The 26,149-nt window shown below is 62.8% G+C and carries 25 protein-coding genes; 7 read left to right on the top strand and 18 right to left on the bottom strand.

The window, feature by feature from the left end:
- Positions 1–7: 7 nt before the first annotated feature.
- The 6 genes from C8K61_RS04925 to exbB form a co-directional block, all read right to left on the bottom strand.
- Entirely contained in the window at positions 8–1,408 is a 1,401-nt protein-coding gene (locus tag C8K61_RS04925; RefSeq protein WP_108095087.1) for an aminoacyl-tRNA deacylase and HDOD domain-containing protein, read from the bottom strand.
- Positions 1,409–1,497: 89 nt separating this feature from the next.
- Entirely contained in the window at positions 1,498–3,573 is a 2,076-nt protein-coding gene (gene recG, locus C8K61_RS04920; RefSeq protein WP_108095086.1) for an ATP-dependent DNA helicase RecG, read from the bottom strand.
- 12 nt (positions 3,574–3,585) lie between these two features.
- Positions 3,586–4,512 carry a hydrogen peroxide-inducible genes activator gene (locus tag C8K61_RS04915; RefSeq protein WP_108095085.1) on the bottom strand — a complete coding sequence of 309 codons (927 nt, stop codon included), beginning with the start codon at positions 4,510–4,512 and terminating at the stop codon, positions 3,586–3,588.
- Positions 4,513–4,639: 127 nt separating this feature from the next.
- Entirely contained in the window at positions 4,640–5,368 is a 729-nt protein-coding gene (locus C8K61_RS04910) for an energy transducer TonB (protein ID WP_108095084.1), read from the bottom strand.
- Entirely contained in the window at positions 5,365–5,790 is a 426-nt protein-coding gene (exbD, locus tag C8K61_RS04905; protein ID WP_108095083.1) for a TonB system transport protein ExbD, read from the bottom strand. Before exbD ends, C8K61_RS04910 begins: the two co-directional genes overlap by 4 nt.
- A 1-nt stretch (position 5,791) precedes the next feature.
- Positions 5,792–6,871 carry a tonB-system energizer ExbB gene (exbB, locus tag C8K61_RS04900; protein ID WP_108095082.1) on the bottom strand — a complete coding sequence of 360 codons (1,080 nt, stop codon included), beginning with the start codon at positions 6,869–6,871 and terminating at the stop codon, positions 5,792–5,794.
- A gap of 189 nt (positions 6,872–7,060) precedes the next feature.
- Here exbB and C8K61_RS04895 point away from each other — a divergent pair, with 189 nt between their 5' ends.
- The 3 genes from C8K61_RS04895 (at position 7,061) to C8K61_RS04885 (ending at position 9,405) form a co-directional block, all read left to right on the top strand.
- Positions 7,061–7,918, top strand: a complete 858-nt coding sequence (locus tag C8K61_RS04895) for an SDR family oxidoreductase (protein ID WP_108095081.1) — start codon at positions 7,061–7,063, stop codon at positions 7,916–7,918.
- Positions 7,919–7,920: 2 nt separating this feature from the next.
- Entirely contained in the window at positions 7,921–8,721 is an 801-nt protein-coding gene (locus tag C8K61_RS04890; protein WP_108095080.1) for an AraC family transcriptional regulator, read from the top strand.
- Between the two features lie 66 nt (positions 8,722–8,787).
- Positions 8,788–9,405, top strand: coding sequence for a LysE family translocator (locus tag C8K61_RS04885; RefSeq protein WP_108095079.1), 618 nt, complete (start codon positions 8,788–8,790; stop codon positions 9,403–9,405).
- Positions 9,406–9,445: 40 nt separating this feature from the next.
- Here the strand turns inward: C8K61_RS04885 and C8K61_RS04880 are convergent, their stop codons facing one another.
- The 6 genes from C8K61_RS04880 to C8K61_RS04855 all read right to left on the bottom strand — a co-directional run bounded on the left by C8K61_RS04880 (position 9,446) and on the right by C8K61_RS04855 (position 14,730).
- Positions 9,446–10,183, bottom strand: coding sequence for a hypothetical protein (locus C8K61_RS04880; RefSeq protein WP_108095078.1), 738 nt, complete (start codon positions 10,181–10,183; stop codon positions 9,446–9,448).
- Between the two features lie 40 nt (positions 10,184–10,223).
- Positions 10,224–10,604: a RidA family protein gene (locus C8K61_RS04875; protein WP_108095077.1), complete on the bottom strand. Its 381-nt coding sequence runs from the start codon at positions 10,602–10,604 to the stop codon at positions 10,224–10,226.
- Between the two features lie 61 nt (positions 10,605–10,665).
- Positions 10,666–12,774 carry a bifunctional GTP diphosphokinase/guanosine-3',5'-bis pyrophosphate 3'-pyrophosphohydrolase gene (spoT, locus tag C8K61_RS04870; RefSeq protein WP_108095076.1) on the bottom strand — a complete coding sequence of 703 codons (2,109 nt, stop codon included), beginning with the start codon at positions 12,772–12,774 and terminating at the stop codon, positions 10,666–10,668.
- A gap of 57 nt (positions 12,775–12,831) precedes the next feature.
- Positions 12,832–13,095, bottom strand: a complete 264-nt coding sequence (gene rpoZ, locus C8K61_RS04865) for a DNA-directed RNA polymerase subunit omega (RefSeq protein ID WP_108095075.1) — start codon at positions 13,093–13,095, stop codon at positions 12,832–12,834.
- Positions 13,096–13,232: 137 nt separating this feature from the next.
- Entirely contained in the window at positions 13,233–13,853 is a 621-nt protein-coding gene (gmk, locus tag C8K61_RS04860) for a guanylate kinase (RefSeq protein ID WP_108095074.1), read from the bottom strand.
- A 13-nt stretch (positions 13,854–13,866) separates the two neighbouring features.
- Positions 13,867–14,730: a YicC/YloC family endoribonuclease gene (locus C8K61_RS04855; RefSeq protein WP_108095073.1), complete on the bottom strand. Its 864-nt coding sequence runs from the start codon at positions 14,728–14,730 to the stop codon at positions 13,867–13,869.
- Positions 14,731–14,926: 196 nt separating this feature from the next.
- Between C8K61_RS04855 and rph the strand changes: the two genes are divergently transcribed.
- Positions 14,927–15,649 carry a ribonuclease PH gene (rph, locus tag C8K61_RS04850; RefSeq protein WP_108095072.1) on the top strand — a complete coding sequence of 241 codons (723 nt, stop codon included), beginning with the start codon at positions 14,927–14,929 and terminating at the stop codon, positions 15,647–15,649.
- Positions 15,650–15,801: 152 nt separating this feature from the next.
- Here rph and C8K61_RS04845 read toward each other — a convergent pair whose 3' ends face one another.
- Positions 15,802–16,581 (bottom strand): exodeoxyribonuclease III, encoded by a 780-nt coding sequence (locus C8K61_RS04845; protein ID WP_108095071.1) that lies wholly within the window; start codon positions 16,579–16,581, stop codon positions 15,802–15,804.
- Positions 16,582–16,673: 92 nt separating this feature from the next.
- On the opposite strand from C8K61_RS04845, the gene pyrE reads away from it, so the two are divergent.
- Both pyrE and C8K61_RS04835 read left to right on the top strand, forming a co-directional pair.
- Positions 16,674–17,315, top strand: a complete 642-nt coding sequence (gene pyrE / locus C8K61_RS04840; RefSeq protein ID WP_108095070.1) for an orotate phosphoribosyltransferase — start codon at positions 16,674–16,676, stop codon at positions 17,313–17,315.
- 30 nt (positions 17,316–17,345) lie between these two features.
- A complete protein-coding gene (locus C8K61_RS04835) occupies positions 17,346–17,951 on the top strand; it encodes a DUF4124 domain-containing protein (protein WP_108095069.1) in 606 nt (201 codons plus the stop codon).
- A gap of 66 nt (positions 17,952–18,017) precedes the next feature.
- On the opposite strand, the gene argB is transcribed toward C8K61_RS04835, so the two are convergent.
- The 4 genes from argB to coaBC all read right to left on the bottom strand — a co-directional run bounded on the left by argB (position 18,018) and on the right by coaBC (position 23,340).
- Positions 18,018–18,923, bottom strand: a complete 906-nt coding sequence (gene argB, locus C8K61_RS04830) for an acetylglutamate kinase (protein ID WP_108095068.1) — start codon at positions 18,921–18,923, stop codon at positions 18,018–18,020.
- Positions 18,924–18,977: 54 nt separating this feature from the next.
- Positions 18,978–20,375, bottom strand: a complete 1,398-nt coding sequence (algC, locus tag C8K61_RS26870; RefSeq protein WP_218277799.1) for a phosphomannomutase/phosphoglucomutase — start codon at positions 20,373–20,375, stop codon at positions 18,978–18,980.
- Between the two features lie 1,270 nt (positions 20,376–21,645).
- Positions 21,646–22,101, bottom strand: a complete 456-nt coding sequence (gene dut / locus C8K61_RS04820) for a dUTP diphosphatase (RefSeq protein ID WP_108095066.1) — start codon at positions 22,099–22,101, stop codon at positions 21,646–21,648.
- A 30-nt stretch (positions 22,102–22,131) separates the two neighbouring features.
- A complete protein-coding gene (coaBC, locus tag C8K61_RS04815; protein WP_108095065.1) occupies positions 22,132–23,340 on the bottom strand; it encodes a bifunctional phosphopantothenoylcysteine decarboxylase/phosphopantothenate--cysteine ligase CoaBC in 1,209 nt (402 codons plus the stop codon).
- Positions 23,341–23,472: 132 nt separating this feature from the next.
- Between coaBC and radC the strand changes: the two genes are divergently transcribed.
- Positions 23,473–24,147 carry a DNA repair protein RadC gene (gene radC, locus C8K61_RS04810; RefSeq protein WP_108095064.1) on the top strand — a complete coding sequence of 225 codons (675 nt, stop codon included), beginning with the start codon at positions 23,473–23,475 and terminating at the stop codon, positions 24,145–24,147.
- A 56-nt stretch (positions 24,148–24,203) separates the two neighbouring features.
- Here radC and C8K61_RS04805 read toward each other — a convergent pair whose 3' ends face one another.
- Positions 24,204–25,790, bottom strand: a complete 1,587-nt coding sequence (locus C8K61_RS04805) for an ABC transporter substrate-binding protein (RefSeq protein WP_108095063.1) — start codon at positions 25,788–25,790, stop codon at positions 24,204–24,206.
- Positions 25,791–26,149: the final 359 nt, after the last annotated feature.

Below are 26,149 nucleotides of genomic sequence, written 5' to 3'. Positions count from 1 at the left end.
ACGCGCATCAAGCGTGGAACTGCGAGGCCAGTTCGCGCAGGGCGGTTTCGGCTTCCAGCACCTTGTTGATCGCTTCGTTGGCTTTTTCGCGGGACAGACCCAGGCGGTCGAACAGCGCCTGTGGAATCTCGGCTTGCGGGCCCGAGCCGATACCGCGGTTGCGCAACAGGCGCACGGCCAGGCACACCAGGTTCGGGTAGGCGGCGTGGGCGCCTTCGTAGTCCGGGTCATGCTGGAAACGCAACGCGGTGGCCAGCTCGTCGGGCATGTCCCAGAAGCGCATCAGCCAGGAGCCGATCTGCTCACGGGTGATGCCCAGCAGGTGCTGCTCGATGTAGCTGTGGTCGAGGTGCGGGTTGACCTCCAGGTGACGGCAGATCAACGAGAAATGTGGCGGGAACACATGCGCCAGCACCAGGTAGCCGAAGTTGTGCAGCAGGCCGGCCAGGTAAGTCAGGCCGGCTTCCGGGCGCTGGGCGCGCGGCATGGCGCGGGTCAGGCCTTCGATCACGGCGGCGGTGTAGATCGCCTGGTGCCAGTACGGGGTGGCCTGTTGCGGTTGATCTTTGGGCAGCGCCAGGGTTTTGCCCAGGGCCAGGCCCAGGGCCAGGTTGATCACCAGGTCGAAGCCCAGCACGCGAACGATGGCGTCTTCTACTGAGCGGATCTTGCCGGGTGCCGCGTAGTACGGCGACGCTGCCCAGCTCACCACTTGCGCGGCCAGGGCCGGGTCGGTTTCCACCACGCCGGTGATGTCATCGACTGTGGCGTCAGGGTCGACGCGCAGCTTGATGATCTTTTGCGCGGTTTCCGGCAGCGGTGGGATTTCGATGGTCTCTTCCAGGCGCTGCTGAATACGGCGAGCGGTGAAGGCTTGCACGGCCTGGGTGATTTCCGCGCGGTCATCATCCGGGCGGTCGAGGTTCGGGCGAATGCCGCTCAGGGGCTCGCCGAAGCGTGCGGCGCTGGCCTTGCCGAGTAAGGTTTTGTAGGCGTCGCGGGGGATTTCCAGCAGCACACCGGCCTGGCCGGATTCGATCACCAGGGTCGGCGCCAGCAGCAGTTGTTCGTCATACAGGCACGGCGAGCTGGTCAGCGGCGGCAGGGCCGGCAGCAGAGTCAGGCTGTGCTTGGCGAGCATGCGTTCCTGGCGCTCGGGCTTGACGGCGGCGAGCTTGCGCCCGGTCAGTTCCGCGAGGCGGTTGAGGTCGAGCAGTTGGCTATGGGGGTAGAGCACCAGCAGGGCGCCGATGGCATCGTCCAGGAGCACCGCTTGCACGCGCTGGGCAAGGGCCAGTTTCGGTTGTTCGTAGCAAACCTGATAAGGAACGCCCAGCTTGTCGAGCAACTGCAGAATGACCGTCGGCGGTTGCGGCGAGGTATCGGTGGCGAGGGCTACTTCCGTCATGAGCGTGCATCCGGTGCGTTAGATTGGCCCGAGTATAACCAGCCAATATTCTGACTGACCGGTCACCCGACAGGCGTTTGTGAGTTGTATCACACTTGTCCGTATTGCTGACCGTGACGCAGCCAGCGCTCCAGCAGCGGGCTGACGTGCTGCGGCCAGCGCTCCAGCAGCGCCTGCGCGGCGTCACGCACGGCGGGCAGCAGATCAGCGTCGCGCATCAGGTCGGCGACCTTGAACTGCAGCAGCCCGGTTTGCCGGGTGCCGAGCATTTCGCCGGGACCGCGTAGCTCCAAATCTTTTTCTGCAATCAGAAAGCCGTCGCTGGTTTCGCGCATGATGCCCAGGCGCTCACGGCCGAGCTGCGACAGCGGCGGGTGATACAGCAGCACGCAGTGGCTGGCCGCGCTGCCCCGGCCAACGCGACCGCGCAGCTGGTGCAGTTGCGCCAGGCCCAGGCGTTCCGGGTTCTCGATAATCATCAGGCTGGAGTTGGGCACGTCGACGCCCACTTCGATCACCGTGGTAGCTACCAGCAACTGCAATGCGCCTACCTTGAATTGCTGCATCACGGCGGCTTTTTCCGCGGGCTTCATGCGCCCGTGAATCAGGCCGACGTTCAGCCCGCCCAGGGCGGCGGACAGGTCTTCATAGGTGGTTTCGGCGGCCTGGCAGGTGAGCTCTTCCGACTCTTCGATCAGGGTGCACACCCAATAGGCTTGGCGCCCTTCGTGGCAGGCTGAGCGCACCCGCTCGATCACTTCGAAACGTCGGCTGTCGGCCACCAGCACGGTGTTCACCGGGGTGCGACCAGGCGGCAGTTCGTCGAGGATGGAGGTGTCCAGATCGGCGTAGGCGCTCATGGCCAACGTGCGCGGAATCGGTGTGGCGGTCATGATCAACTGGTGCGGGCACATGCGCCCGTCCACACCCTTTTTGCGCAGGGCCAGGCGCTGTTGCACGCCGAAGCGGTGTTGTTCGTCGATCACCACCAGGGCCAGGCGTTTGAACTGCACTTCGTCCTGGAACAAGGCGTGGGTGCCGACCACCATCGGCGCGCCCGCGGCGATCTGTTCCAGCGCCGCGGTGCGCGCCTTGCCTTTGAGCTTGCCGGCCAACCAGGCCACTTCAAACCCCAGCGGTTCGAGCCAGCGTTGGAAGTTGATGAAGTGCTGTTCGGCGAGAATCTCGGTCGGCGCCATCAGCGCCACCTGGTAGCCGGCCTCCAGCGCCTGCAAAGCGGCGAGGGCGGCGACCACGGTTTTGCCGGCGCCGACGTCGCCTTGCACCAGACGCAGCATGGGCTCCGGCTGGCTGAGGTCGTAGGCGATTTCGGCGCCCACTCGCTGCTGTGCACCAGTAGGAGCGAAGCCTAGGTTCTTGAGGAATTTGGCCGGCAGCTTCTTCGCTTTCGGCAGCTGCGGCGCTTCCTGCGCGCGCAGGCTTTCGCGCAGGCGCTGCAGCGACAGTTGATGGGTCAACAATTCTTCAAACGCCAGGCGATGCTGGGCCCAGTGGCGGCCTTCGGCCAGTTCTTCCAGGTCGGCATCTGGCGGTGGTCGGTGCAGGTAGCGGATCGCTTCGTCCAGCGGGCTGAGCTGGTAGTCGCGGGCCAGCTCTTCCGGCAGCCAATCCGGCAGGCTGTGCGGGCCGAGACGGGCCAGGGCCTGTTCGCTGAGCTGGCGCAGGCGCTGTTGGGTCAGGCCTTCGGTAGTCGGGTAGATCGGCGTCAGGGTTTGCTCGACGCCGCTGTCGCTGTCGGCGGTGAGGGCGCGGTATTCCGGGTGGTAGATTTCCAGGCCGGAGGCGCCGGGGCGAGCCTCGCCATAGCAGCGCAATTGGGTGCCGCGCTTGAGGCCGTCTTTCTGCGCCTGGCTGAAATGGTAGAAGCGCAGGCTGAGGGTGCCGCTGCCATCCTGCAGGCGCACCAGCAGGCTGCGGCGTTTGCCCATCAGCACATCGGCGCCGGCCACCACCCCTTCCACCACCGCATCCTGGCCCGGGCGCAGGGCGCCAATCGGCACCACGCGGGTGCGGTCCTGGTAACGCAGCGGCAGGTGGAACAGCACGTCCTGGAGGTTTTCCAGGCCGACGCGGGCGAGCTTTTCTTCCAGCGCCGCGCCCACGCCTTTCAGCGCGGTTACCGGCACCGCCGCCAATTCAGTCATGGGCGCACAGCCTCAAGCGGTTTGAGGCAGCGGGTTGGCCACCGAACACAGGCGGATGGAGTCGGCCAGCACATCGATCGCTTTCGGCCGTGGGAAGCTGGCGCGCCAGGCGATGGCTACGGTGCGGAACGGTACCGGCGGGGTCAGCGGGCGCACATCGAAAACGCCAGGGGCGTAGTGATGGCTGTCGACCGCCGAGAACGGCAGGATCGAAATTCCCATGCCGGAGGCGACCATATGGCGGATGGTTTCCAGCGAACTGGATTCCACCGTGGTGTGTTTGGCGTGGTCATCGCCGCCCTTGCGCAGGGTTGGGCAGGCTTCCAGCACCTGATCGCGGAAGCAGTGGCCTTCACCGAGCAGCAGCAGGCTCTTGTCGTTGAGCAGTTCGGCGTCGATGGTTTTTTTCGCGGTCCAGGCATGGCCGGCCGGTAACAGGACGTAGAACGGTTCGTCGTACAGCACTTTGGTGAGCACGTCGGCTTCCTGGAACGGCAGGGCGATGATGATCGCGTCGAGCTCGCCGTTACGCAGTTTGTCGCGCAGCACGTGGGTGAAGTTTTCTTCGATATACAGCGGCATCTGCGGCGCGACGCGGTGCAGTTGCGGAATCAGGTGGGGGAACAGATACGGGCCGACGGTGTAGATGGCGCCGACCTTGAGCGGCGCCGCCAGCTGGTTTTTGCCGGCCTGGGCCAGTTCGCGGATGCCCTGAGCTTGCTCCAGCACCTTCTGCGCCTGGGTGACGATGCCTTCGCCCACCGGGGTCAGGCGAACAGCGCTTTTGCTGCGTTCGAAAATCAGAATGCCGAGCTCGTCTTCGAGCTTTTTAACGCCGACCGAGAGGGTGGGTTGGCTGACATGGCAACGCTCGGCCGCACGCCCGAAATGCTGCTCTTGTGCCAGGGTGACGATGTAGCGCAGTTCGGTGAGGGTCATAGTGTTTTTCCATTGATTTGCGCCAAAGCATAGCGGTTGTATTCAATGGAACCAACCCGCCCCGCAGGTTAAATGTGCGCGATTTTTCGCGCATCACCTGGGGGCGGGTCCGGTTAGAGGGGAGATGTCAGCGACGGTCCAGCGAATAAACGAAGGGCGCTGTCACTTCCTTGCTGTTGCCGTCGAGGATATCGGCCGGCGGTTTGGGCAGCGGCTGGGCGCGGCGGATCATGGCGACCGTGGCGCGGTCCAGCGAAGCGTTGCCGGAGGAACCTGCCAACGACACGCTCAACACGTTGCCTTCGGCGTCCACAGTGAAACGCACCCGGCTGGTCCCTTCGGCGCCACGACGACGGGCATCCTCGGGGTAGCGTTTGAAGCGCGCCAGGTGGCTAAGCAATTTGCTCTGCCAGGTCACCTGCGCTTCCGACGGTGCGCTGGTGCTGCTCGGTTGTGGCGCGGTGGGCGCGGCCGGTGGTGCTGGCGGCGCCGGTTGCGCATCCGGCAGAGTCTGCTCGGCCGGTTTTTCTTCCGGCTTCGGCGGCTCGACCGGTTTCACCTTCGGCTTGGGTTTCGGCTTGGGCTTGGGCTTTTCCAACACCAGCTTGGGCTTGGGCGCTTCCACCACTTCCGGCTGCGGCTCGGGCTCAGGCTCGACGATCTGCGCCGGCGCCGGTGGCGGCGGCACCACTTCCGGCATCGGTGGCAGCTCGATGATCATCGCCGGCGGCGGCAGTTCGACCGGAATTGCTTCGGCATGCCAATACAACGCCCACAGGCCGATACCGACATGCACGGCGAGCACGAGCAACCAACTGACTGTCCAACCGGAAGCTTTACGGACCGATAGGGTCATTTCTGCCCGACCGCCTCAAGGCCAACCAGGCCCACTTTGAGGTAACCGGCCGCGCGCAGGCTGTTCATCGCTTCCATCAGGTCGGCGTAGTCCACACCCTTGTCGGCGCGGAAGAAGATCGTGGTGTCCTTCTTGCCTTTGGTCTGCTGGTCGAGTGCCTGCCCCAGTTGTTCCTTGGTCACTTGCTGATCGCCCAAGTAGAGGTTCTTGTCCTCTTTGACGGTCAGGTACACCGGCTTGTCCGGCCGCGGTTGCGGCTCGGCGCTGGAAGCCGGCAGGTCGACCTTGATGTCCACCGTGGCCAGCGGTGCGGCGACCATGAAGATGATCAGCAGCACCAGCATTACGTCGATAAAGGGCGTTACGTTGATCTCGTGGGATTCGACCAGATCATCGCCGCCGTCGTTGAGGTGCAGGCCCATGTCAGCTCACTTTTACCGCGTGTGGCTGGCTGCGTTGCTCAGCCGGCAGGTGGTCGAGGTCGCGGCTGACCAGCAGCAGGACCTGGGCCGAGGCGTCCGCCACCTGGGCTTTGTAGCCGGTGATGGAACGGGCGAAGACGTTGTAGATGACCACTGCGGGAATCGCCGCTACCAGGCCCATGGCCGTGGCCAGCAGGGCCTCGGCGATACCGGGGGCGACCACGGCGAGGTTGGTGGTCTGCGATTTGGCGATGCCGATGAAGCTGTTCATGATGCCCCACACGGTACCGAACAGGCCGACGAAGGGCGCAGTGGAACCGATGGTAGCGAGCACGCCGGTACCTTGGCTCATTTCACGACCGCAGGCGGCAACCAGGCGCTCAAGGCGGAAGCTGACGCGTTCTTTGATGCCTTCTTTCTCGCGGGTATTGGCCGACAGGCGCATTTCTTCCAGGGCGTCGTGAACCAGTACGTGGGACAGGCTGCCAACCTTGTTGGCCTTGTCGGAGGCCTCTTTCAGCGAGCGGCTCTGTTTCAGCAGGGCCAGTTCGCCACGCAGACGACGCTTGGCGCCGATCAGCTCGAAGCCTTTGGCGATCCAGATGGTCCAGGTAATGACCGAAGCCAGGGCCAGGCCGATCATCACCGCTTTCACGATGTGGTCAGCGTTCTGGTACATACCCCATGGCGACAGGTCGCTGGCAAAGGTGGCCTGGTCTTCGGCAATCAGCTCGTCGGCTTTTCGCAGGGTATCCAGCGCTTGTGCCACTTCCTCTGGCGAGGCGCCATTGGCCTCCAGGGTCTCTTTGGTGGCGGTGCTGATCTGCTCCGGGGTAGCGTCCGGGCCCAGGCTGGCGATCTTTTCGCGCAGTGCGGCGGCGGCCGGGGTTTCGGCAGTCGGGGCCGGTACGGCAGCGGTCGAAGCAGCGGGAGCGGTGGCTGTCGGCGCGGGGGTCGCGGCGGTGGTTTGATCAGCGAAGCTGCTGGCAGGCAGCGTCAGGCTGAGCAGCAGCGCACCGAAGGCGAGCAGAGCGCGGGGCTGCAGAAGGGAGGACTGAGCGCGGTAGGCGTTAGAGTTCATGCTGGCCGGACCTGAGATGGGAAGAGCGGTGACCGGGGTCAAAAGCGACCCCTGGCGCAAAAGGGCGCTAAGTATTGCAAACTATTCTTGTTTGTGAAAGTGATACTGTAACGTTTGTCTGACCACTCAAGCCTTTCCCTTATCCCCTGCGGCCCGCCTAGAATGCCGCTTTTGTCCTGAGGTTCTGCTATGTCTAGCGCCCCCACTCTGTTGATTGCCGGCTGCGGCGATGTTGGAAGCCGGCTCGCTTCGCAGCTGCATGCGACGGGTTGGCAGGTGTATGGCTTGCGGCGTTCCGTCGCAGCGCTGCCGGCGGACATCACGCCGGTGGCGGCGGACCTGAACGACCCGGCCTGCCCAGAGCAGTGGCCACAAGACCCGCTGGACTACCTGGTGTACGCCGCTGCCGCCACCGAGCACGACGAAGCTGGCTACCGCCGCGCCTATTTCGATGGCCTGGCCAACACCTTGAGCTGGTTGAAAGCGCGCGGCCAGTCGCCCAGGCGGGTGATCTTCGTCTCCAGCAGCGGCGTGTATGCCCAGGACGGCGGGGTGTGGGTAGACGAACAGTCGCCGGCCGAAGCCCAGAGCTATTCCGGACGCATCATGCTGGATGCTGAACGGTTGGCTCTGGACAGCGGCTTCCCCGCCACCATCGTGCGCCTCACCGGTATTTACGGCCCCGGCCGCGAGTGGCTGCTCAAGCAAGTGCGCATGGGTTACCGGGTGGTCAGCGAGCCGCCGTTGTATGCCAACCGTTTGCACGCCGACGACTGCGCGGGCTTGCTGGCGTTTCTGCTGCAAGCGGATGCCGACGGCAAGGCGCTGGATGACTTGTACATCGGTGTCGATGATGCACCGGCGCCCCTGCACGAAGTGGTGGGCTGGCTGCGCGACTATATGGGCGTCACCGAGTGGGCCGAGGAGTCGACCGTGCGCCGCTCCGGCAGCAAACGTTGCAGCAATGCCCGCGCCCGCGCCCTGGGTTGGGCGCCGCGTTACCCGAGCTACCGCGAAGGCTACGCGGCGGTGCTGGCCGGCGCCTGAGGATGGACGCCAACCGGCTGTTGGTGCAGCCCTGGCTGTCGGGGGTCGAGCTATTTCAGGCCGACTTCTCCGGGCAGCCGTTTGGCCGCCATAGCCACGACGCGTTTGCCATCGGCGCGATTTTGCACGGCGTCGGCGGCTATCAATGCCAGGGCGCACGGCATGCATTGCCGGCCGGCACCCTGTCATTGATGAACCCGGAAGAGCCGCACACCGGCCACGCGATTTCGTCGCGGCTGGTTTATCACATGCTCTATGTCGAAGAGGCGCGCTTGCCGGCGCTGCTGGGGCGCAAGCGTTTGCCGCGCGGTTTCAACCAACTCAATCCGGCGGATGACGGCGCGGTGGCGCAGTTGATGGCTGGCCTGGCGCTGGAGTTCGAGCGGCATGATGCCCTGGCGCTGGAAAGCCAGCTGCTGGCAGTACTGGAGTTGGTGTTTATCCGCCACGGCGGCATGCGCCCGCTGCCGACTGCGGCCCGCGACGGCGGCAGCACCGCGCGCTTGCGTGAATACCTGGAAGCGCACTACCGCGACGCGGTCAGCCTGGAGCAATTGGCCGTGGTCGGCGAGCGGCATCCGCGTCACCTGATCGAGGCTTTTCGCCGCGCCTATGGCGTGCCGCCGCATACCTACCTGCTGCAACGGCGGGTGCGTGAGGCCAAGCGCCTGCTGCTGGGTGGAGAGCCGCTTAGCGAGGTGGGATTGCAGTTGGGTTTCTATGACCAGGCGCACTTCAGCGGTACCTTCAAGCGCTTCACCGGTGTGACCCCTGGGCGTTTTCGCAGCGCCGCACGCACCTGAGTTTTCTCCAATACCTGCGCCATAAGCGCGCCACAGACTGGCCGCCGAATTCACTCGGAGGTCGTTATGGTTGCGCTGTTTTTATTGGTCGCCAGCACTCACTTCGCGGCGTTGCTATCCCCCGGCCCGGACTTCTTTCTGCTGCTGCGCACAGCGTTGCTCCAGGGGCGACGGCAGGCGGATGGCTGCGCCAGCGGTATTGCGGCAGCCAATGGGCTGGTGATGCTCGTGGTGCTGTTGGCGCAGAGTCTGCTGCCAGCCGAAGGCGGCTGGGTGTGGCGCGCCTTGCAGGGCGTGGGCGGTGCCTACTTTGTCTGGCTGGGGTTGCAGGCATTCAGCGGACGCCGGCAATTGGCCTTGCCGGAAGCGGGCGAGGTGCTGGCGGGGCGTTGGTGGCTGGGGTTCGTTCAAGGCCTTGCAGCCAGCGTGCTGAATCCCAAGTGCCCGATTTTTTATGCCGGTCTGTTTGGCGTGCTGCACAGCGCGGCGATGCCGGGGTGGGGCCTGGCCGTGTGCATGGCCTGGATGGCAACGATGGTGCTGGTGTGGGACCTGGCGCTGGTGCGCTTGCTCAGCGTTGAGCGCTGGCGGTTGTGGTTGCAGCGGCGGGTGGTGGTGCTGGATCGGGTGTGTGGCGGGTTGTTGCTGGTGCTGGGCGTTTATCTGCTTTGGACGGCGCGGTAAGGCATTCAAAAAATCGAGGCTTCAGCCTCGAGCTTTTGCTTCAGTCCTTCTCCAGCACCCAGGTCGTCACACCCGGCAGGTATTCGGGCATTTCATCCAGCTGCGCCTGGTTCACGGCCTGGAAAATTTCCAAGCGGTTGCCTTCGCGTTTGAACAGCCAGACGTTGCCCTGGTTACCCAGTTGCAGCCACAGGCTGTCGTTTTCGCCACTCATGGCGGCGCAGTCGCCAGCCAGGCACAGAGCGTAACGGTCAGCGCCGGGCAGGCCTTCAACCTGGCCGTCCGGGTGAAACAACACCAGGCCTTTTACCCCAGGGCCCTTGGTGATTTTCCAGGTGCCACCGAGGTAAGCGGTGTACAGCGCTTGCTCAAAGCTGCTGCCCGCCGGAGCGCCGAGCGGCAGTTTGAGGGTGGAGCGTTGAAAACGCTGCTCCGGGCCGGTCTTGCTTTCGGCCTGGCGCATCTGGTCGTTCTCGACGTTCAGTTGCTCGTGGTAATCGCCATAGAAGTCGATGCGCCACTGGCCGTCCGGAGCGTCCACCAGGTGGCCTTCGTCCAGCTCGAAGCCATTGCTGACTTTGGCGCTGCGCCGTGTGGCGTCGATGGTCCATTCCAGGTTCGGCCCGTAGGCCAGCAACGCCTCCCGCAGATTGCCGCCTTGGGCAGCAGCATCGATGGCCACCTGATTGATCCAGATGCCGTTCGGGTTGTGGCTTGCGGGGCTGCTGCAGCCGCCGAGTACGGCAGCGGATAACAGCAGGGCAAGGGCGTTGCGCATGGTGGTGTTCTTCCTTGGGGCGGCGGTTATTCGACAGCCATTACTCAATAACGAGGATGGCGTCCATTTCAACCTGGGCGCCACGGGGCAGGGCGGCTACGCCAATAGCGGCGCGGGCTGGGTAAGGCTGTTCGAAGTAACGGCCCATCACCTCGTTGACCTTGGCGAAGTGCGAGAGGTCGGTGAGGAAGATGTTCAGTTTGACGATGTCTTTGAACGAACCACCGGCCGCTTCGGCCACGGCTTTGAGGTTTTCAAACACCTGCACGGTCTGGGCTTCGAAGCCTTCGACCAGCTCCATGGTTTTCGGGTCCAGGGGGATCTGGCCGGACATGTACACGGTGTTGCCCGCTTTGATCGCCTGGGAGTAGGTGCCGATGGCGGCTGGGGCGTGTTCGGAAGTGATGACGCTCTTGCTCATGAAAAAGCTCCTTGAGGTGTAGTCCTGCGTAAAGACCGCAGGCCGTCGTTACGAAAGGGGGTCAGGCGCGGACGCGGGAAATATGCACCACGCCTTTGAGGGCTCGCAGCTTCTTGATCACGCGGGCCAGGTGCACGCGGTCATGCACGCTGACCACCAGCTGAACCACACTGATGCGGCCGTCGCGCTCGTCCATGCTGATTTTCTCGATGTTGCCGTCGGCAGCGTTGACGCTGCTGGCGAGCAAGGCGATCAGGCCGCGCTGGTGTTCCAGCTCGATGCGCAGTTCGACGTTGAACTCGCCGACCACGTCTTTGGCCCAGGACAGTTGAATGCACTTTTCCGGGTTCTGGCGGATGTCGCTGATGTTCTTGCAGCTTTCCAGGTGCACCACCATGCCTTTGCCGGCAGACAGGTGACCGACAATGGGGTCGCCCGGAATTGGCGTGCAGCACTTGGCGTAGCTGAGCACCAGGCCCTCGGTACCACGGATTGCCAGCGGCCCTTCGGCGCTCGGCAGTTGCTCGCTTTCGCTAGCCAGCAGGCGGCGGGCGACCACGTAGGCCATGCGGTTGCCGAGGCCAATGTCTTCCAGCAGGTCTTCGATGACCTCCAGGCGGTATTCGGCGAGTACGCCTTGCACCTGGTCGGCCGGCACTTTGTCGAGGTGGCTGTTGAGGCCGGTCAGCACCTTGTTCAGCAGGCGTTCGCCGAGGCTGATGGATTCCGAGCGGCGCTGCAGCTTCAGCGCATGGCGGATATGGGTGCGGGCTTTACCGGTAACCACGAAGTTGAGCCAGGCCGGGTTTGGTCGTGCGCCCGGGGCGGTGACGATTTCCACCGTGGCGCCGCTTTGCAGTGGCTCGGACAGGGGCGCCAGGCGGCGGTTGATGCGGCAGGCGATGCAGGAATTGCCGACATCGGTGTGCACCGCGTAGGCGAAGTCGACGGCCGTGGAGCCCTTGGGCATCTCCATAATCCGGCCTTTGGGGGTGAAGACGTAGACCTCGTCCGGAAACAGGTCGATCTTCACGCTCTCGATGAATTCCAGCGAGTTGCCGGCGCGTTGCTGCATTTCCAGCACGCCTTTGACCCATTGGCGGGCGCGGGCGTGGGTGCCTTTGGGCTGGTCTTCTTCATTGGACTTGTACAGCCAATGGGCGGCGATGCCGTTGTTGGCCATTTCTTCCATTTCGCGGGTGCGAATCTGGATTTCGATGGGAACGCCGTGCATGCCAAAGAGCGTGGTGTGCAGCGACTGGTAGCCGTTGGCCTTGGGGATCGCGATGTAGTCTTTGAAGCGCCCGGGCAAGGGTTTGTACAGGTTGTGCACGGCGCCGAGCACGCGGTAGCAGGTGTCGACCTTGTCGACGATGATGCGGAAGGCATAGACGTCCATGATCTCGTTGAACGCCCGGCGCTTGCCACGCATCTTCTGGTAGATGCCGTACAGGTGCTTCTCGCGGCCCACCACTTCGCCTTCCATGCCTTCGCGGTTGAGGCAGTGGGTCAGCGACTCTTCGATCTTGTTGACGATTTCCTTGCGGTTGCCACGGGCGCGCTTCACCGCCTGGCGGATGCGCTCGGAGCGCATCGGGTGCATGGCCTTGAAGCCAAGCTCTTCGAATTCCACGCGCATGCTGTGCATGCCCAGCCGGTTGGCGATGGGGGCGTAGATTTCCAGGGTTTCCTTGGCGATGCGTCGGCGTTTTTCGCCAGCCAGCACTTCCAGGGTGCGCATGTTGTGCAGGCGGTCGGCGAGCTTGACCAGAATCACGCGAATGTCGCGGGCCATGGCCATGGCCATTTTCTGGAAGTTTTCCGCCTGGGCTTCGGCTTTGGTTTCGAAGTTCATCTGGGTCAGCTTGCTGACCCCGTCCACCAGTTCGGCGACGGTTTCACCAAATTGCGCGGTGAGCGCTTCTTTGGCGATGCCGGTGTCTTCGATGACGTCATGCAGCATCGCAGCCATCAGGCTCTGATGGTCCATGTGCATGTCGGCGAGAATATTGGCCACCGCGAGCGGGTGGGTTACGTAGGCTTCACCGCTGCGGCGGCGTTGGCCGTCGTGGGCTTGCTCAGCGTAGAAGTAGGCGCGGCGAACCAGGTTGACCTGTTCGCCGCCCAGGTAGGTCGAAAGCCTATCGGCGAGGGCGTCTATGCTCGGCATGGGTTCACCCCCTGCCAACCGGAAACGCGCGCCGTAGGACTTCGACCGGGCATAGGCTTAGAGGGCCTCGTTGGCCTCTTCCTCAAATGTGGCAAACAGTGGTTCTTCGTCGACGATCTCTTCTTCCGCGATCACCGCGTAGTCGATCAGGCCGGCAGCGATTTCGCGCAGGGCAACTACGGTTGGCTTGTCGTTTTCCCACGCTACCTTCGGCTCTTTGCCGCCGGTGGCGAGTTGGCGGGAGCGCTTGGTAGCGAGCATGACCAGCTCGAAGCGGTTATCAACGTTGTCCAGGCAGTCTTCAACGGTAACGCGGGCCATGGTATTCCTCGTAGCGACATATAGATAAGAGCGAAAAACTTTAGCCCAGGTGGGCGAACGAACTGTGCAGTCTAAAAAATAACCAGCCTTTATGGAAGCTTAGATTTCAGCGCTCCGCTTGACGGCTGGTTTTCTCATTACGCCAGCAACTCGGTCAGCAAGTCGCTGTGACGCTGCTGCTGCACCGACTGACGCAAGTTGTTGGCGCGGAAGATGGCTTTCAGGTCCTCCAGGGCGGCGGCGAAATCGTCGTTGATCACTAGGTGATCGTACTCAACATAGTGGCTCATTTCGCTGACCGCTTCGCGCATGCGCGTTTCGATGATCTCGTCGCTGTCCTGGCCGCGGTTGTTCAGGCGCTGGCGCAGGGCTTCCTGGCTGGGCGGCAGAATGAAGATTGAGCGCGCGTCCGGCAGCAGCCGGCGCACTTGCTGGGCGCCTTGCCAGTCGATTTCCAGAATCAGGTCGAAACCTTCCGCGAGGGTCTTTTCCAACCAGCGCTGCGAGGTGCCGTAGAGGTTGCCGAACACTTCGGCATGCTCGAGAAAGTCGTTGTGCTCGAGCATCTGCAGAAAGCTTTCACGGCTGACGAAGTGGTAGTTCAGCCCGTCGCTTTCGCCCGGGCGCATGGCGCGGGTGGTGTGCGAGACCGAGACGCGAATCTGCGGCTCGGCGTCGATCAGCGCTTTGACCAGGCTGGTTTTGCCCGCGCCCGAAGGCGCAGAAATGATGTAGAGGGTGCCGGTGGTGGCGTGCATGAGGGGGTCCGCCTTACTCGATGTTCTGTACTTGTTCGCGCATTTGTTCGATCAGCACCTTGAGGTTCACTGCCGCTTGCGTGCTGCGCGTGTCAAAGGCCTTGGAGCCCAGGGTGTTGGCTTCGCGGTTGAGTTCCTGCATCAGGAAGTCCAGGCGCCGGCCGGCCGCGCCGCCGGCTTTGAGCACGCGGCGAACTTCGCTGACGTGGGTAACCAGGCGGTCCAGTTCTTCAGCCACATCGCTCTTTTGCGCCAGCAGTACCAGCTCCTGTTCCAGGCGGTGGGGGTCCAGCTCCGCTTGCATTTCGGCGGTGCGGTCGAGAATGCGCTGGCGTTGGCCGGCGAGCATCTGCGGTACCAGTTCACGCAGGGCCGCGACTTCGTCGCCGATGTTGTCCAGGCGGTCGTTGAGCAGCTTGGCCAGTTCGGCGCCTTCGCGGCCGCGGCCGGCTTTCAGCTCGTTGAGGGCATCATTGAACAGGGCCAAAGCGGCGCTGTTGAGCGCTTGCGGGTCAGCCGCATCGGCCACCAGTACGCCCGGCCAGGCCAATACTTCCAGGGGATTCAGCGGTGCCGGGGAACTGATCAGGCTGGCCACGCTTTCGGCCGCGGCCACCAGCTGTGCAGCGCGGTCGCGGTCGACCTGCAGCGGCTTGCCAGCGGTTTCTTCGGTGTAGCGCAGGGTGCATTCCACCTTGCCGCGTGAGAGGCCCTGGCGCAGGGCATCACGCACGCCGCCTTCGAGGTCGCGAAACGACTCGGGCAGACGCAGGTGCGGCTCCAGGTAGCGGTGGTTGACCGAGCGCAATTCCCAGCTCAGCGTGCCGTTGGCAGTAGCTCGCTCGACGCGGGCGAAGGCGGTCATGCTGTGCACCATGGGAAGGACCTCGCGAAGTAAGACGATATGAAACGGCCTGCAGAGAAACACCAGCGCAGCCGCGCGGCGTTTTCACACGGCCTATAAAGGCGCAGGATTGTAGCGCAGTGCGCCGTTAGCTCCCAATTTGGCGTGTGAGCCGCGCCCGGCCCCCCTATAATGCCGAGCAGTTTTCCGTCCCGAATAGGTATCCCTGATGAAACGTCCGAGTGGCCGTGCCGCTGATCAGCTGCGCTCGATCCGCATCACCCGTAACTACACCAAGCACGCCGAAGGTTCGGTACTGGTGGAGTTTGGTGACACCAAAGTGATCTGCACAGTCAGTGTGGAAAATGGCGTACCGCGTTTCCTCAAAGGCCAGGGCCAGGGTTGGCTGACCGCCGAGTACGGCATGCTGCCGCGCGCCACGGGCGATCGTAACCAGCGCGAAGCCAGCCGTGGCAAGCAAGGCGGCCGTACCCTGGAAATCCAGCGTCTGATCGGCCGCTCGCTGCGCGCAGCGCTGGACATGTCCAAGCTCGGCGAAGTGACCCTGTATGTCGACTGCGATGTGATCCAGGCCGACGGTGGCACCCGCACCGCTTCGATTACCGGCGCCATGGTGGCCGTGATCGACGCGCTGAAAGTGATCAAGAAACGTGGCGGCCTGAAAGGCGGCGACCCGCTCAAGCAAATGATCGCGGCGGTATCGGTGGGCATGTACCAGGGCGAGCCAGTACTGGACCTCGACTACCTGGAAGACTCCGCCGCCGAGACCGACCTCAACGTGGTGATGACCAGCCAGGGCGGTTTTATCGAAGTGCAAGGCACCGCCGAAGGTGCGCCGTTCCAGCCGGAAGACCTCAACGCCATGCTGGCGCTGGCACAGAAAGGCATGACCGATCTGTTCGAGCTGCAGCGCGCGGCATTGGCCGAGTAAGCCAACGCGATGCCCGAGAGATGCTGACAAAGGACAACCTTTGTCACTTTGCGGCAAACTTGGGCTTCACTGGGCTTCACTGGGCTTCACTGCAGACACAAAAAAGCCGGCTTGCGCCGGCTTTTTTGTGTCTGCAACTTATCGATCGGGGCTTAGACGCTGAGCGTCCAATCGTAGTCGACGATCAGCGCAGCGTGCTGCGAGAAACGTGGCTGACGCGGCAAGCGTGCGCCGCGGACAAACCGGCGCAGGCCAGTGGTCAGCAACTGGTAGTCGTAGCGGTAGCCGAGGTTAAGCATCTCGGCTTGTTCGCTATTGGGCCACCAACTGAACTGGTCGCCTTCACGATTCACTTCCCGCAGGGCGTCGACATAGCCCATGGTACCGACGATCTCGTCCATCCAGGCCCGTTCCGGCGCCAGGAAGCCCGGCTCCTGCTGGCAGTCACGCCAGTTCTTCACGTCCAGCTTCTGGTGCGCCACGTACAGCGAGCCGCAATAAATGTACTCGCGGCGTTTGCGCCGTTGCTTGTCCAGATACTGGGCGAAATCGTCCATGAACTTGAATTTCTGATTCAGGTTCTCGTCGCCGTTCTGCCCGGTAGGAAGCAGAAGCGTGGCGATGCTTACTTTGTCGAAATCGGCCTGCAGATAGCGCCCGTAGCGATCAGCCGTCTCGAAACCGAGCCCACTGATCACCGCCTTGGGTTGCAATCGCGAGTACAGCGCCACACCACCTTGGTCTGGCACTTCTGCGTCGCTGGCATAGAGGAAATAGCCATCCAGTTGGAGGGCTGGGTCGTCCAGTTCAAAGGCGGAGGCACGGGTGTCTTGCAGGCAGATGACGTCGGCATTCTGCGCTTGCAGCCAACTGAGCAAACCTCGCTCGACTGCAGCCTGAATACCATTCACGTTCACACTGATGATCCGCATAAATGGCCCCCAAAAACACGTGCGTGTATGATACCCGAGCTCATCCTTATTAGCTAAACCCACAGCTAAATCCGTGTGTTTCGGGGCTTTTTATGCAGGCGTACCAGCGCGAGTTCATTCGTTTTGCCATCGAGCGCGGGGTCCTGCGCTTTGGTGAGTTCACTCTCAAGTCGGGGCGTACCAGCCCTTATTTCTTCAATGCAGGCCTGTTCAACAGCGGTTCTGCGTTGGCTCAGCTCGGGCGTTTCTACGCCGAAGCAATCGTGGCCAGCGGCATCGATTTCGATGTGCTGTTCGGCCCAGCCTACAAAGGCATCCCGTTGGCGGCCACCACGGCAGTAGCGCTGGCCGAGCACCATGACCGCGATCTGCCCTGGTGTTTCAACCGCAAAGAGGCCAAGGATCACGGCGAAGGTGGCACCTTGGTAGGTGCGCCATTGAGCGGCAATGTGCTGATCATTGACGACGTAATCACCGCTGGAACCGCCATTCGTGAGGTCATGCAGATCATTAATGGGCAAAGTGCCACTGCAACTGGCGTGCTGATTGCATTGAATCGCCAGGAGCGTGGTAAAGGCGAGTTATCGGCCATTCAGGAAGTCGAACGTGATTTCGGCATTCCGGTGGTCAGCATCGTGTCGTTGGAACAAGTACTGGAATACTTGGCCGAAGATGCTGAACTGAAGAAATACCTGCCAGCCGTCCAGGCATACCGCGCGCAATACGGAATTTAAAAGTCTCAACCACGACAGGGTGTTGTTTGCATGCTCAGACCGGACGTAACTCGTTTCACGTTGATCTTCAGCATGTTGCTGTGCGCGGCGGCGTCTGCCGCCGACAGTTCTGTTCGTTTCTACCGTTACGTGGATGCCAAGGGTGTTACCGTTCTGGACCGTCAGGGTGTGCCGCCGGACCTGATTTCCAAAGGCTACGAGGTACTCAACGACCAAGGCCGTGTGGTTCAGGTGGTAGCCCCGGCGCCGAGTCTGGAGGAGCGTCAACGCGCTTTGGCCGACAAGGCGCGTGCCAGTTCCGATGCGCAGTTGCTGCGTCTGTACTCCACGCCAGAGGACGTCGACCGCGCCAAGGCGCGCAAACTGGCGGAGCTGGACGGCGTGATCACCGTGGCGCGCGGCAACCTCGCCTCGCTGCGCACCCAGCAAGCCAACCTGCAAAGCCAGGCGGCCGATCTGGAACGTGCGGGCAAGCAGGTGCCGGACCATCTGGTCGCGCAGATCGAGAACATCAAGGCTGAGCAGGTCGGGTTGGAGGCGGATATAAAACGCTATCTGGATGGCCGCACCCAGGCTGAAGCCAGCTTCGATGCCGACCGCTCCCGCCTGCAGGCGCTGTTGGGCCCGAGGCAGTAATTAAAAACGCGCAAGAAAAAGCCCCGGTGAGTGATCTCGCCGGGGCTTTTTTGTATCTGCTGCCGATCAGTGATGCTTGCGGTTGCAGATCAGCGTGCCGACGCCGCTGTCGGTGAATATCTCCAACAGCACCGCGTTCGGTACGCGGCCGTCGATGATGTGCGCGCTGATTACGCCGCATTGCACCGCTTCCAGCGCGCATCGAATCTTCGGCAGCATGCCGCCGTAGATAGTGCCGTCGGCGATCAACGCATCCACCTGAGCGGTGGATAGGCCGGTGAGTACATTGCCTTCCTTGTCCATCAGGCCGGCAATGTTGGTTAGCAGCATCAGCTTTTCAGCTTTCAGTGCTTCGGCCACTTTGCCTGCCACCAGGTCGGCGTTGATGTTGTACGACTCGCCATTGGCACCTACGCCGATTGGCGCGATCACCGGAATGAAGTCGCCTTTTACCAGCATGTTGAGCAGGTCGGTATTAACCCCGACCACTTCGCCCACATGACCGATATCGATGATTTCCGGCTGGGTCATTTCCGGTGTCTGGCGGGTAACGGTGAGTTTCTTCGCGCGAATCAGCTCAGCGTCTTTACCCGTCAGGCCGATAGCGCTGCCGCCATGGCGGTTGATCAGGTTGACGATGTCTTTGTTCACCTGGCCGCCGAGCACCATCTCCACCACGTCCATGGTCGCGGCATCGGTAACCCGCATGCCGTCGATGAAGTGGCTCTCGATCGACAAACGTTTGAGCAGATCACCGATCTGCGGGCCGCCCCCGTGAACCACCACCGGGTTGATCCCCACGGCTTTCATCAACACGATGTCGCGCGCAAAGCCGGTTTTCAGCTCGTCGCTTTCCATGGCGTTGCCGCCGTATTTGATAACCAGGGTTTTGCCGACAAAACGTCGAATGTAGGGCAAGGCCTCAGAAAGAACCTTGGCAACATTGGTGGCGGCATCGCGTTCGAGGGTCATGCGGGGCTCCAGCAAAACGGCGTAGCCGGCCGCGAGGGCCGGCTATACAGGCGGTCAGAAAGGCAGGTTGAGGTCAGGTGCGGCGGTATACAGCTGGGCGCGGAACAGCTCTTTGATGCGTTCCAGCTCTTCATTGGTATCGGCTTCGAAGCGCAGCACCAGCACCGGCGTGGTGTTGGAGGCGCGCACCAGGCCCCAGCCCTTCGGATAATCGACGCGCACGCCATCCAGGGTGGTAACGCTGCCTTCGCCCCAGTGACCATCGCGCTGCAGGGCAGTGATGATGGTGAACTTGTTTTCGTCGGTCACGGTGATGTTGATTTCCGGGGTCGACACGTCGCTTGGGAAGGCGGAGAACACGTGCTCGGCGTCGCGCTTGTCCTGGCTGAGGATTTCCAGCAGGCGGGCGGCGCTGTAGATGCCGTCGTCGAAACCGAACCAACGCTCTTTGAAGAAGATGTGGCCGCTCATTTCACCGGCCAACAGGGCACCGGTCTGCTTCATTTTCTTCTTGATCAGCGAGTGACCGGTTTTCCACATTACCGGACGGCCACCGTAGCCGCTGATCAGCGCGCCAAGGCGACGGGTGCATTTGACGTCGAAGATCACGTCGGCGCCCGGGTTGCGCGACACCACGTCTTTGGCGAACAGCATCATCAAGCGATCCGGGTAGACGATGGTGCCGGTGTTGGTCACCACGCCCACGCGGTCGCCATCGCCGTCGAAGGCCAGGCCGAGGTCGGCGTTGGTTTCTTTTACCTTGGCGATCAGGTCCACCAGGTTTTCTGGCTTGCCCGGGTCCGGGTGGTGGTTGGGGAAGTTGCCGTCGACGTCGCAGAACAATGGGATCACGGTGCAACCCAGGGCTTCGATCAGTTGCGGGGCGATCACACCGGCAGCGCCGTTACCGCAGTCCACCACCACGCGCAGCGGTTTGGCCAGGGCGATGTCGTCGCGAATCTGTTTGAAGTAGCGCGGCAGGATTTCCACTTGCTCAACGCTGCCGGGGCCGCTGCTGAGGTTGTTGGTTTCGATGCGCTCGCGCAGGGCTTGAATCTGTTCGTTGGCCAGGGTGTCGCCAGCGACCACGATCTTGAAGCCGTTGTAGTCCGGTGGGTTGTGGCTGCCGGTGAGCATCACGCCGGTTTTGCCGGCCAAAACGTTGGCGGCGTAGTACAGCGCCGGGGTCGGCACCAGGCCGATGTCGCTGACTGCGCAGCCGGCTTCCACCAGACCTTGAATGAGCGATTGCACCAGTTCAGGGCCGGACAGGCGTCCGTCGCGGCCAACCGAGACATTGGGTTCGCCACAGGCGAGACTCTCGGCGCCCACTGCGCGGCCGACCCAATAGGCGGTTTCAGTTGTCAGGGTGTCGCCAACTACGCCGCGAATGTCATAGGCGCGGAAGATGCTGGCGGGCAAGTTGGGTGCGGTGTGCGGCACATTGCTCATAGCGGGGGCTTGCTCCAGTCCCAGGAGATCCTGGTCTTCGTCGAGGATGTCGATATCGAGAATATCGGTTTCTTGAAAGAGAGGGTTCACAAGCGTGGCAGGCTCTACGGCGGCAGCTGCTGCCACTTTCGTGCCATTACTACTGCTACCAGTCGCGTTGGTCTCTTCTACGGATGCTGATGCACTTTGCCGGCGTGGCATTCGCGCGAGTTTCTGAGCCAGCGCATTGAGTACAGGCGAGCGCAGGCTGAAGGCTTTGACGCTTTTGCCGGCAGAGAGTTCTTGGACTAATTGGCTCAGCTGTTCGACATCTTTGCGCAGCATGCTTTGCTGCCGATTGTTCAGCAGCATCAAGCCAAGAAGTGCGCCGGAGAGCGCCAGGGCCACGGCCAGCAAGAGCGGCAGGATGGACACCGGTGGCATCGACAGATCCGGGCCCGGCAGGAATTCCAGCTTCCAGTTGGAGTTGCCGCTGATGAAGGCCAGCGGTGCGCTGTCGGTGTCCTGACCGCGCTTGGCCAGCACTTGCGCCGGGCTCTGACCGAACTGCTGCGACAGGCGCAACTGGCCAATGCCATCGGGCAGCGGTGGCAGCGCCGACAGCAGGCGTTGCAGGTCGATCACCAGCAGCAGCGTGCCTTGCAGCGGTTGGCCGTCAGCCAGACGCAGCGGCGCGGCGCTGTATACCAGCCAGCGTTGGCCGGCCTTGTAGGCTTCCGGGGCTGGGGTCTGGCCGCCTTCGACGCGGCGCAGCAGGTCCAGCGCGGCGAAGTTCATCGGCGCGGCGCGGGTGGTGTTCTGCGTGGCCTGGCCGGGCAGGTTGATGTAGGCATCGACCACGCCATCCCAGTAACCGAGGTCGCGTTCGGCTGCGGCGACTGCATCGGCGTTCTGGCTCTGCAGCGCCTGAAGCAGCTGTGGGTTGCGCGCGGCGGCCTCGGTGTCAGCGCTGAGTTGGCGCAGCGCCTGCTGCATGGCGGCCGCTTGGCTACCGCCCCAGGCATGGCTGAGCTCATTCTGGGTTTGCGTTTGCGCACTGGTGAGCAGCGCGAACCACAGCACGGCTGCTGCCGCGACCAGGCCGACAAGCGCCATGCCGAGGCCCGGTAGCAGGGTTTTCAGCAACGGCTCGGCATCCGCCTTGGCGGCGGTCGGGTCGCTCACTTGCGGAAGGGTTTCAGCGTCCTTGGCGGTGCGCTTGAAGAGTTTCAATCGGTGTCTCCTCGGCGGTGCGTCCTGGCTTTGGTCAGTGGGAGCAAGGGCGTGTCGGTCATTGGCTGCCCGAGTGGCCGAAACCACCCGCGCCGCGTTGGCTCTCATCGAAGTGTTCGACCAGCTCGAAGCGGGCTTGTACCACCGGCACCAGAACCAACTGGGCGATGCGCTCGCCGATGGTGATGGTGAAGGCGCTTTGGCCGCGGTTCCAGCAGGACACCATCAGCTCGCCTTGGTAATCCGAGTCGATCAGGCCGACCAGGTTGCCGAGCACGATGCCGTGTTTATGGCCCAGGCCCGAGCGCGGCAAAATCAGCGCCGCCAGACCCGGGTCGCCAATATAGATGGACAGGCCGGTGGGGATCAGCACGGTCTGCCCAGGCTCCAGCACGCGCTCCTCGGTGAGCATGGCGCGCAGGTCGAGACCCGCCGAGCCTGGGGTGGCGTACTCGGGCAGGGGGAAATCACGGCCAATCCGCGGGTCGAGAATCTTGGCTTGCAGTGCGTGCATGTGTGGCTCTTTGCAGGTGGTGATTAAGCGTCAGGCGTGGTTCAGGCGTTCGGCAATAAAGGCGATCAGTTGGCGGGCAATCTTGCCTTTACTGGTCTGCGCGAGACTGCTTTGCTGCAGGTCGCGGTCGATGATGGTGATTGCGTTCTCTTCACTATTGAAGCCGATGCTGGGGTTGGCCACATCGTTGGCGACGATCAGGTCGAGATTCTTGTCTTTCAGCTTGCGAGCAGCATAGTCGAGCAATTTTTCCGTTTCAGCGGCGAAGCCAACACTGAACGGGCGATCTTCGCGCTGCGCCAGGGTGGCGAGGATATCCGGGTTGCGCACCATCTGCAGGAGCATGCCCTCGCCGGTGGACGGGTCTTTTTTCAATTTGTGCTGCGCGACCACTTCCGGGCGGTAGTCGGCCACGGCGGCGGCGGCAATCAGCAGGTCGCAAGGCATGGCGGCTTCGCAAGCGGCGAGCATGTCGCGGGCGCTGACCACGTCGATGCGGGTAACCCGATCAGGCGTTGGCAGGTGCACCGGGCCGGTAACCAGGGTGACCTTGGCGCCGGCTTCGACAGCCGCTTCGGCCAGGGCAAAGCCCATTTTCCCCGAGCTGTGGTTGGTGATGTAACGCACCGGGTCGATGTTTTCCTGGGTCGGGCCCGCCGTGATCAACACATGGCGGCCGGTGAGGCTTTCGCGCTTGAAGCAATCGGCGGCCAGTTGTGCCAGGTCGTTGGCTTCAAGCATGCGCCCCAGGCCTACGTCGCCGCAGGCCTGGCTGCCGGATGCCGGGCCAAACATGTGCAGGCCGCGGTCGAGTAGGAGTTGACTGTTGGCTTGGGTGGCTTCGTCGCGCCACATCGCCTGATTCATCGCCGGGGCCAGTGCGACGGGTGCGTCAGTGGCCAAGACCAAAGTGGTCAGCAAGTCGTTGGCGATGCCTTGAGCCAGGCGCGCCATCAGATCGGCAGTGGCGGGGGCGATTAGGATCAGGTCGGCCCATTTGGCCAGTTCGATATGGCCCATGGCAGCTTCGGCGGCGGGATCGAGAAGATCCATGTGCACCGGGTGACCGGAGAGTGCCTGCAAGGTCAGCGGCGTGATGAATTCGCGACCACCTTGGGTCATCACCACCCGCACTTCCGCACCGTGGTCGCGTAGACGGCGAACCAGTTCGGCGCTCTTGTAAGCGGCAATGCCGCCACCCACGCCAAGAACAATGCGTTTCCGGTACAGCCGCTGCATAGGCCTGCCTTATATGAAGTGGGATCCGCCGCGGCGAGGCCTCCCCAGGCCGCTCGTCGCGCAAAAAAGTGGGGCTAAGATAGCACAGCGCCCGCCCCGGAACAGCGGGCTGCGCACGACATGGAGGGTTCTATGAGCATTCGTAATTGGCCTGCGGAAGATCGTCCGCGGGAACGTTTATTGGAGCACGGCGCCAGCGCGCTGAACGACGCGCAATTGCTGGCGATTTTTCTGCGTACCGGGGTGCCCGGTAAGAGCGCCGTGGACCTTGCCCGCCACCTGCTTGCCGAGTTCGGTGGCCTGCGTGCCTTGCTGGAGGCGGATCTGCCAAGCTTCAGTGCCCACCTGGGCTTGGGTTCGGCGAAGTTCGCACAGTTGCAGGCGGTGCTGGAGATGTCGCGCCGGCACCTGGCCGAACACCTGAGCCATGACTCGGTGCTGAAAAGCCCGGAAGCGGTGCGTGAGTACCTCACGGCGAAACTGCGGCATGAAGAGCACGAAGTGTTTGGTTGTCTGTTTCTGGACACCAAGCACCGTGTGTTGGCCTTCGAGGCACTGTTTCACGGGACCATCGACGGCGCCATGGTCTACCCTCGGCAGGTGGTCAAGCGCGCGTTATTGCACAACGCGGCGGCGTTGATTCTCTGCCACAACCACCCCTCTGGCGTGGCTGAGCCGAGCCAGGCCGACCGTCAGCTGACCAAGCAATTGAAAGAGGCCTTGGCTTTGGTTGATGTGCGGGTGCTCGACCACATCATCATCGGGGAGGGGGCGCCGCTGTCGATGGCGGAGTGTGGCTTGATGTAGGTGGAGGCCTACGGGAAGCCAGGCGCGGCGTGCAGTTTGCCGCGCCTTCTGCGGCCTCAGGGCTTGAGCGTGACTTTAGAAAAATCCTGGCGACCAAAGGGGCTGGCCTGATAGCCCTGTACGTCTTTTCGCGTCAGCGCTGCCGCAGTGGGATGTGCCAGGGGCAACCATAACGCCTGCTGCTGGATCTGCGTTTGCGCCTGTTGGTAAAGCGCCGTGCGTTTGGCCACATCGCTGGTGCCTTTGCCGTCGCTGATCAACTGGTCCAGGCCTTTGTCGCAGTAACGGGCGAAGTTGGTGCCCGATTGCACAGCGGCGCAGGAAAACTGCGGAGTGAGGAAGTTGTCCGGGTCGCCGTTGTCGCCGGCCCAGCCCATGAACAACAAATCGTGCTCGCCGGCTTTGGCGCGCCGCACCAGCTCGCCCCACTCGATCACGCGGATCTGCGCGCGAATGCCGACTTTGGCCAGGTCAGCCTGTAGCAGTTGTGCTCCGAGGCTTGGGTTGGGGTTGAGCAGGCTGCCGGTGGGGCGGGTCCAGATGGTGGTGTCGAAGCCATCCTTGAGACCGGCTTTGGCCAGTAGGTCTTTGGCTTTTTGCAGGTCATGGGGATAACCCGGCAGGTCTTTGGCGTAGCTCCAGGTGTTCGGCGGGAACGGGCCGTTGGCGGCGGTGGCGCTGTTTTCGAAAACCGCCTTGAGGTAGTTGGCCTTGTCGAAGGCCAGGTTGATGGCCTGGCGCACCTCGGGTTTATCCAGCGGCGGGTGCTGGCTATTAAAGGCCACGAAGGCGGTCATGAACGCGGGGGTGGAAACCACCTGCAAGGCACTGTCCTGGTTGGCGGCGCTGACGTCCATGGGTTTGGGCGATAGGGCGATCTGGCATTCACCGCGGCGAAGTTTCTGCAGGCGCACGTTGGCGTCCGGGGTGATGGCGTAGATCAGCCCGTCGACAGCAGGCTTGCCAGCGAAATAGTCCGGGTTGGCGGCGTAGCGCACCACGGCATCTTTCTGGAAGCGCTTGAACACAAAGGGGCCGGTGCCGATCGGCTGGGCGTTGAGCTTTTCCGGGGTGCCGGCCTTGAGCAACTGGGCGGTGTATTCGGCGGAATAGATAGAAGCGAAGCCCATGCTCAGGGTGGCGAGGAAGGTGGCCTCCGGGTGAGCGAGGGTGAAGCGCAGGTGCTGGGCGTCAGGTGCTTCCACGCTTTTGATCAGGCTGGGCAGTTGCATCGACTGGGCGTGGGGAAAGCCGCTCTGGGCCACCTTGTGCCAGGGGTTGTTCGGGTCGAGCATGCGCTGGAAGCTGAACAGCGCGTCTTCGGCGCTCAGTTCGCGGCTGGGGCTGAAGTAGTCGGTGTGATGGAACTTCACCCCTTTGCGCAGTTGGAAGTCGTAGACCAGGCCGTCGTTCGAGACCGTCCAGCTCTCAGCCAGGCTAGGCACCAGTTTGCCGCTGGCGGCGTCGAAGTCCACCAGGCGGTTCATCAGCACATCGGCCGAGGCGTTGGTGGTGGTCAGGGTGTTGTACTGCACAACGTCGAAGCCCTCAGGGCTGGCTTCGGTGCAAACGCTGAGGGCAGCAGCTTGCACGGCGGGGCTGAGCAACGGGACGAGCAGCAGAGGTAGGGCGGCGAGGCGCATAGAAGACTCCTTGAGTGCTCGCCGAAGCGAGTCGACGGCCCATCCGCAGGCCCGGGAAGATCGCAAAGGGCCTACCCTAGACCATGGGGCCCAGCAGGACAATCGGCTCGGGCTGACGAGTGGTTATTCAGCTGATAGCGCAAGATCAAGCGGTTGCAGGTAGAATGCTCGCCCCCGTTTGGCCGGCAGACTGTAGTTATTCTTGTTGCTCCGGGGGCTTTCTGGTATAAAGCAGCGCTCTTTTCTAGGGGCCCGGTTCCTTCGCTTGTAGGTGTGGCCGGTAAGACCCTGAAGAAACGCGGCGCAGAGCGCCAAATGACTTTGAGTTTAAGCGGCCAACCCATGCCGGGTTGGGCATG

Source organism: Pseudomonas sp. GV071, from assembly GCF_003050835.1.
In the GTDB taxonomy this organism is placed as follows: domain Bacteria; phylum Pseudomonadota; class Gammaproteobacteria; order Pseudomonadales; family Pseudomonadaceae; genus Aquipseudomonas.
This window is presented reverse-complemented; position numbering and strand designations above follow the sequence as displayed.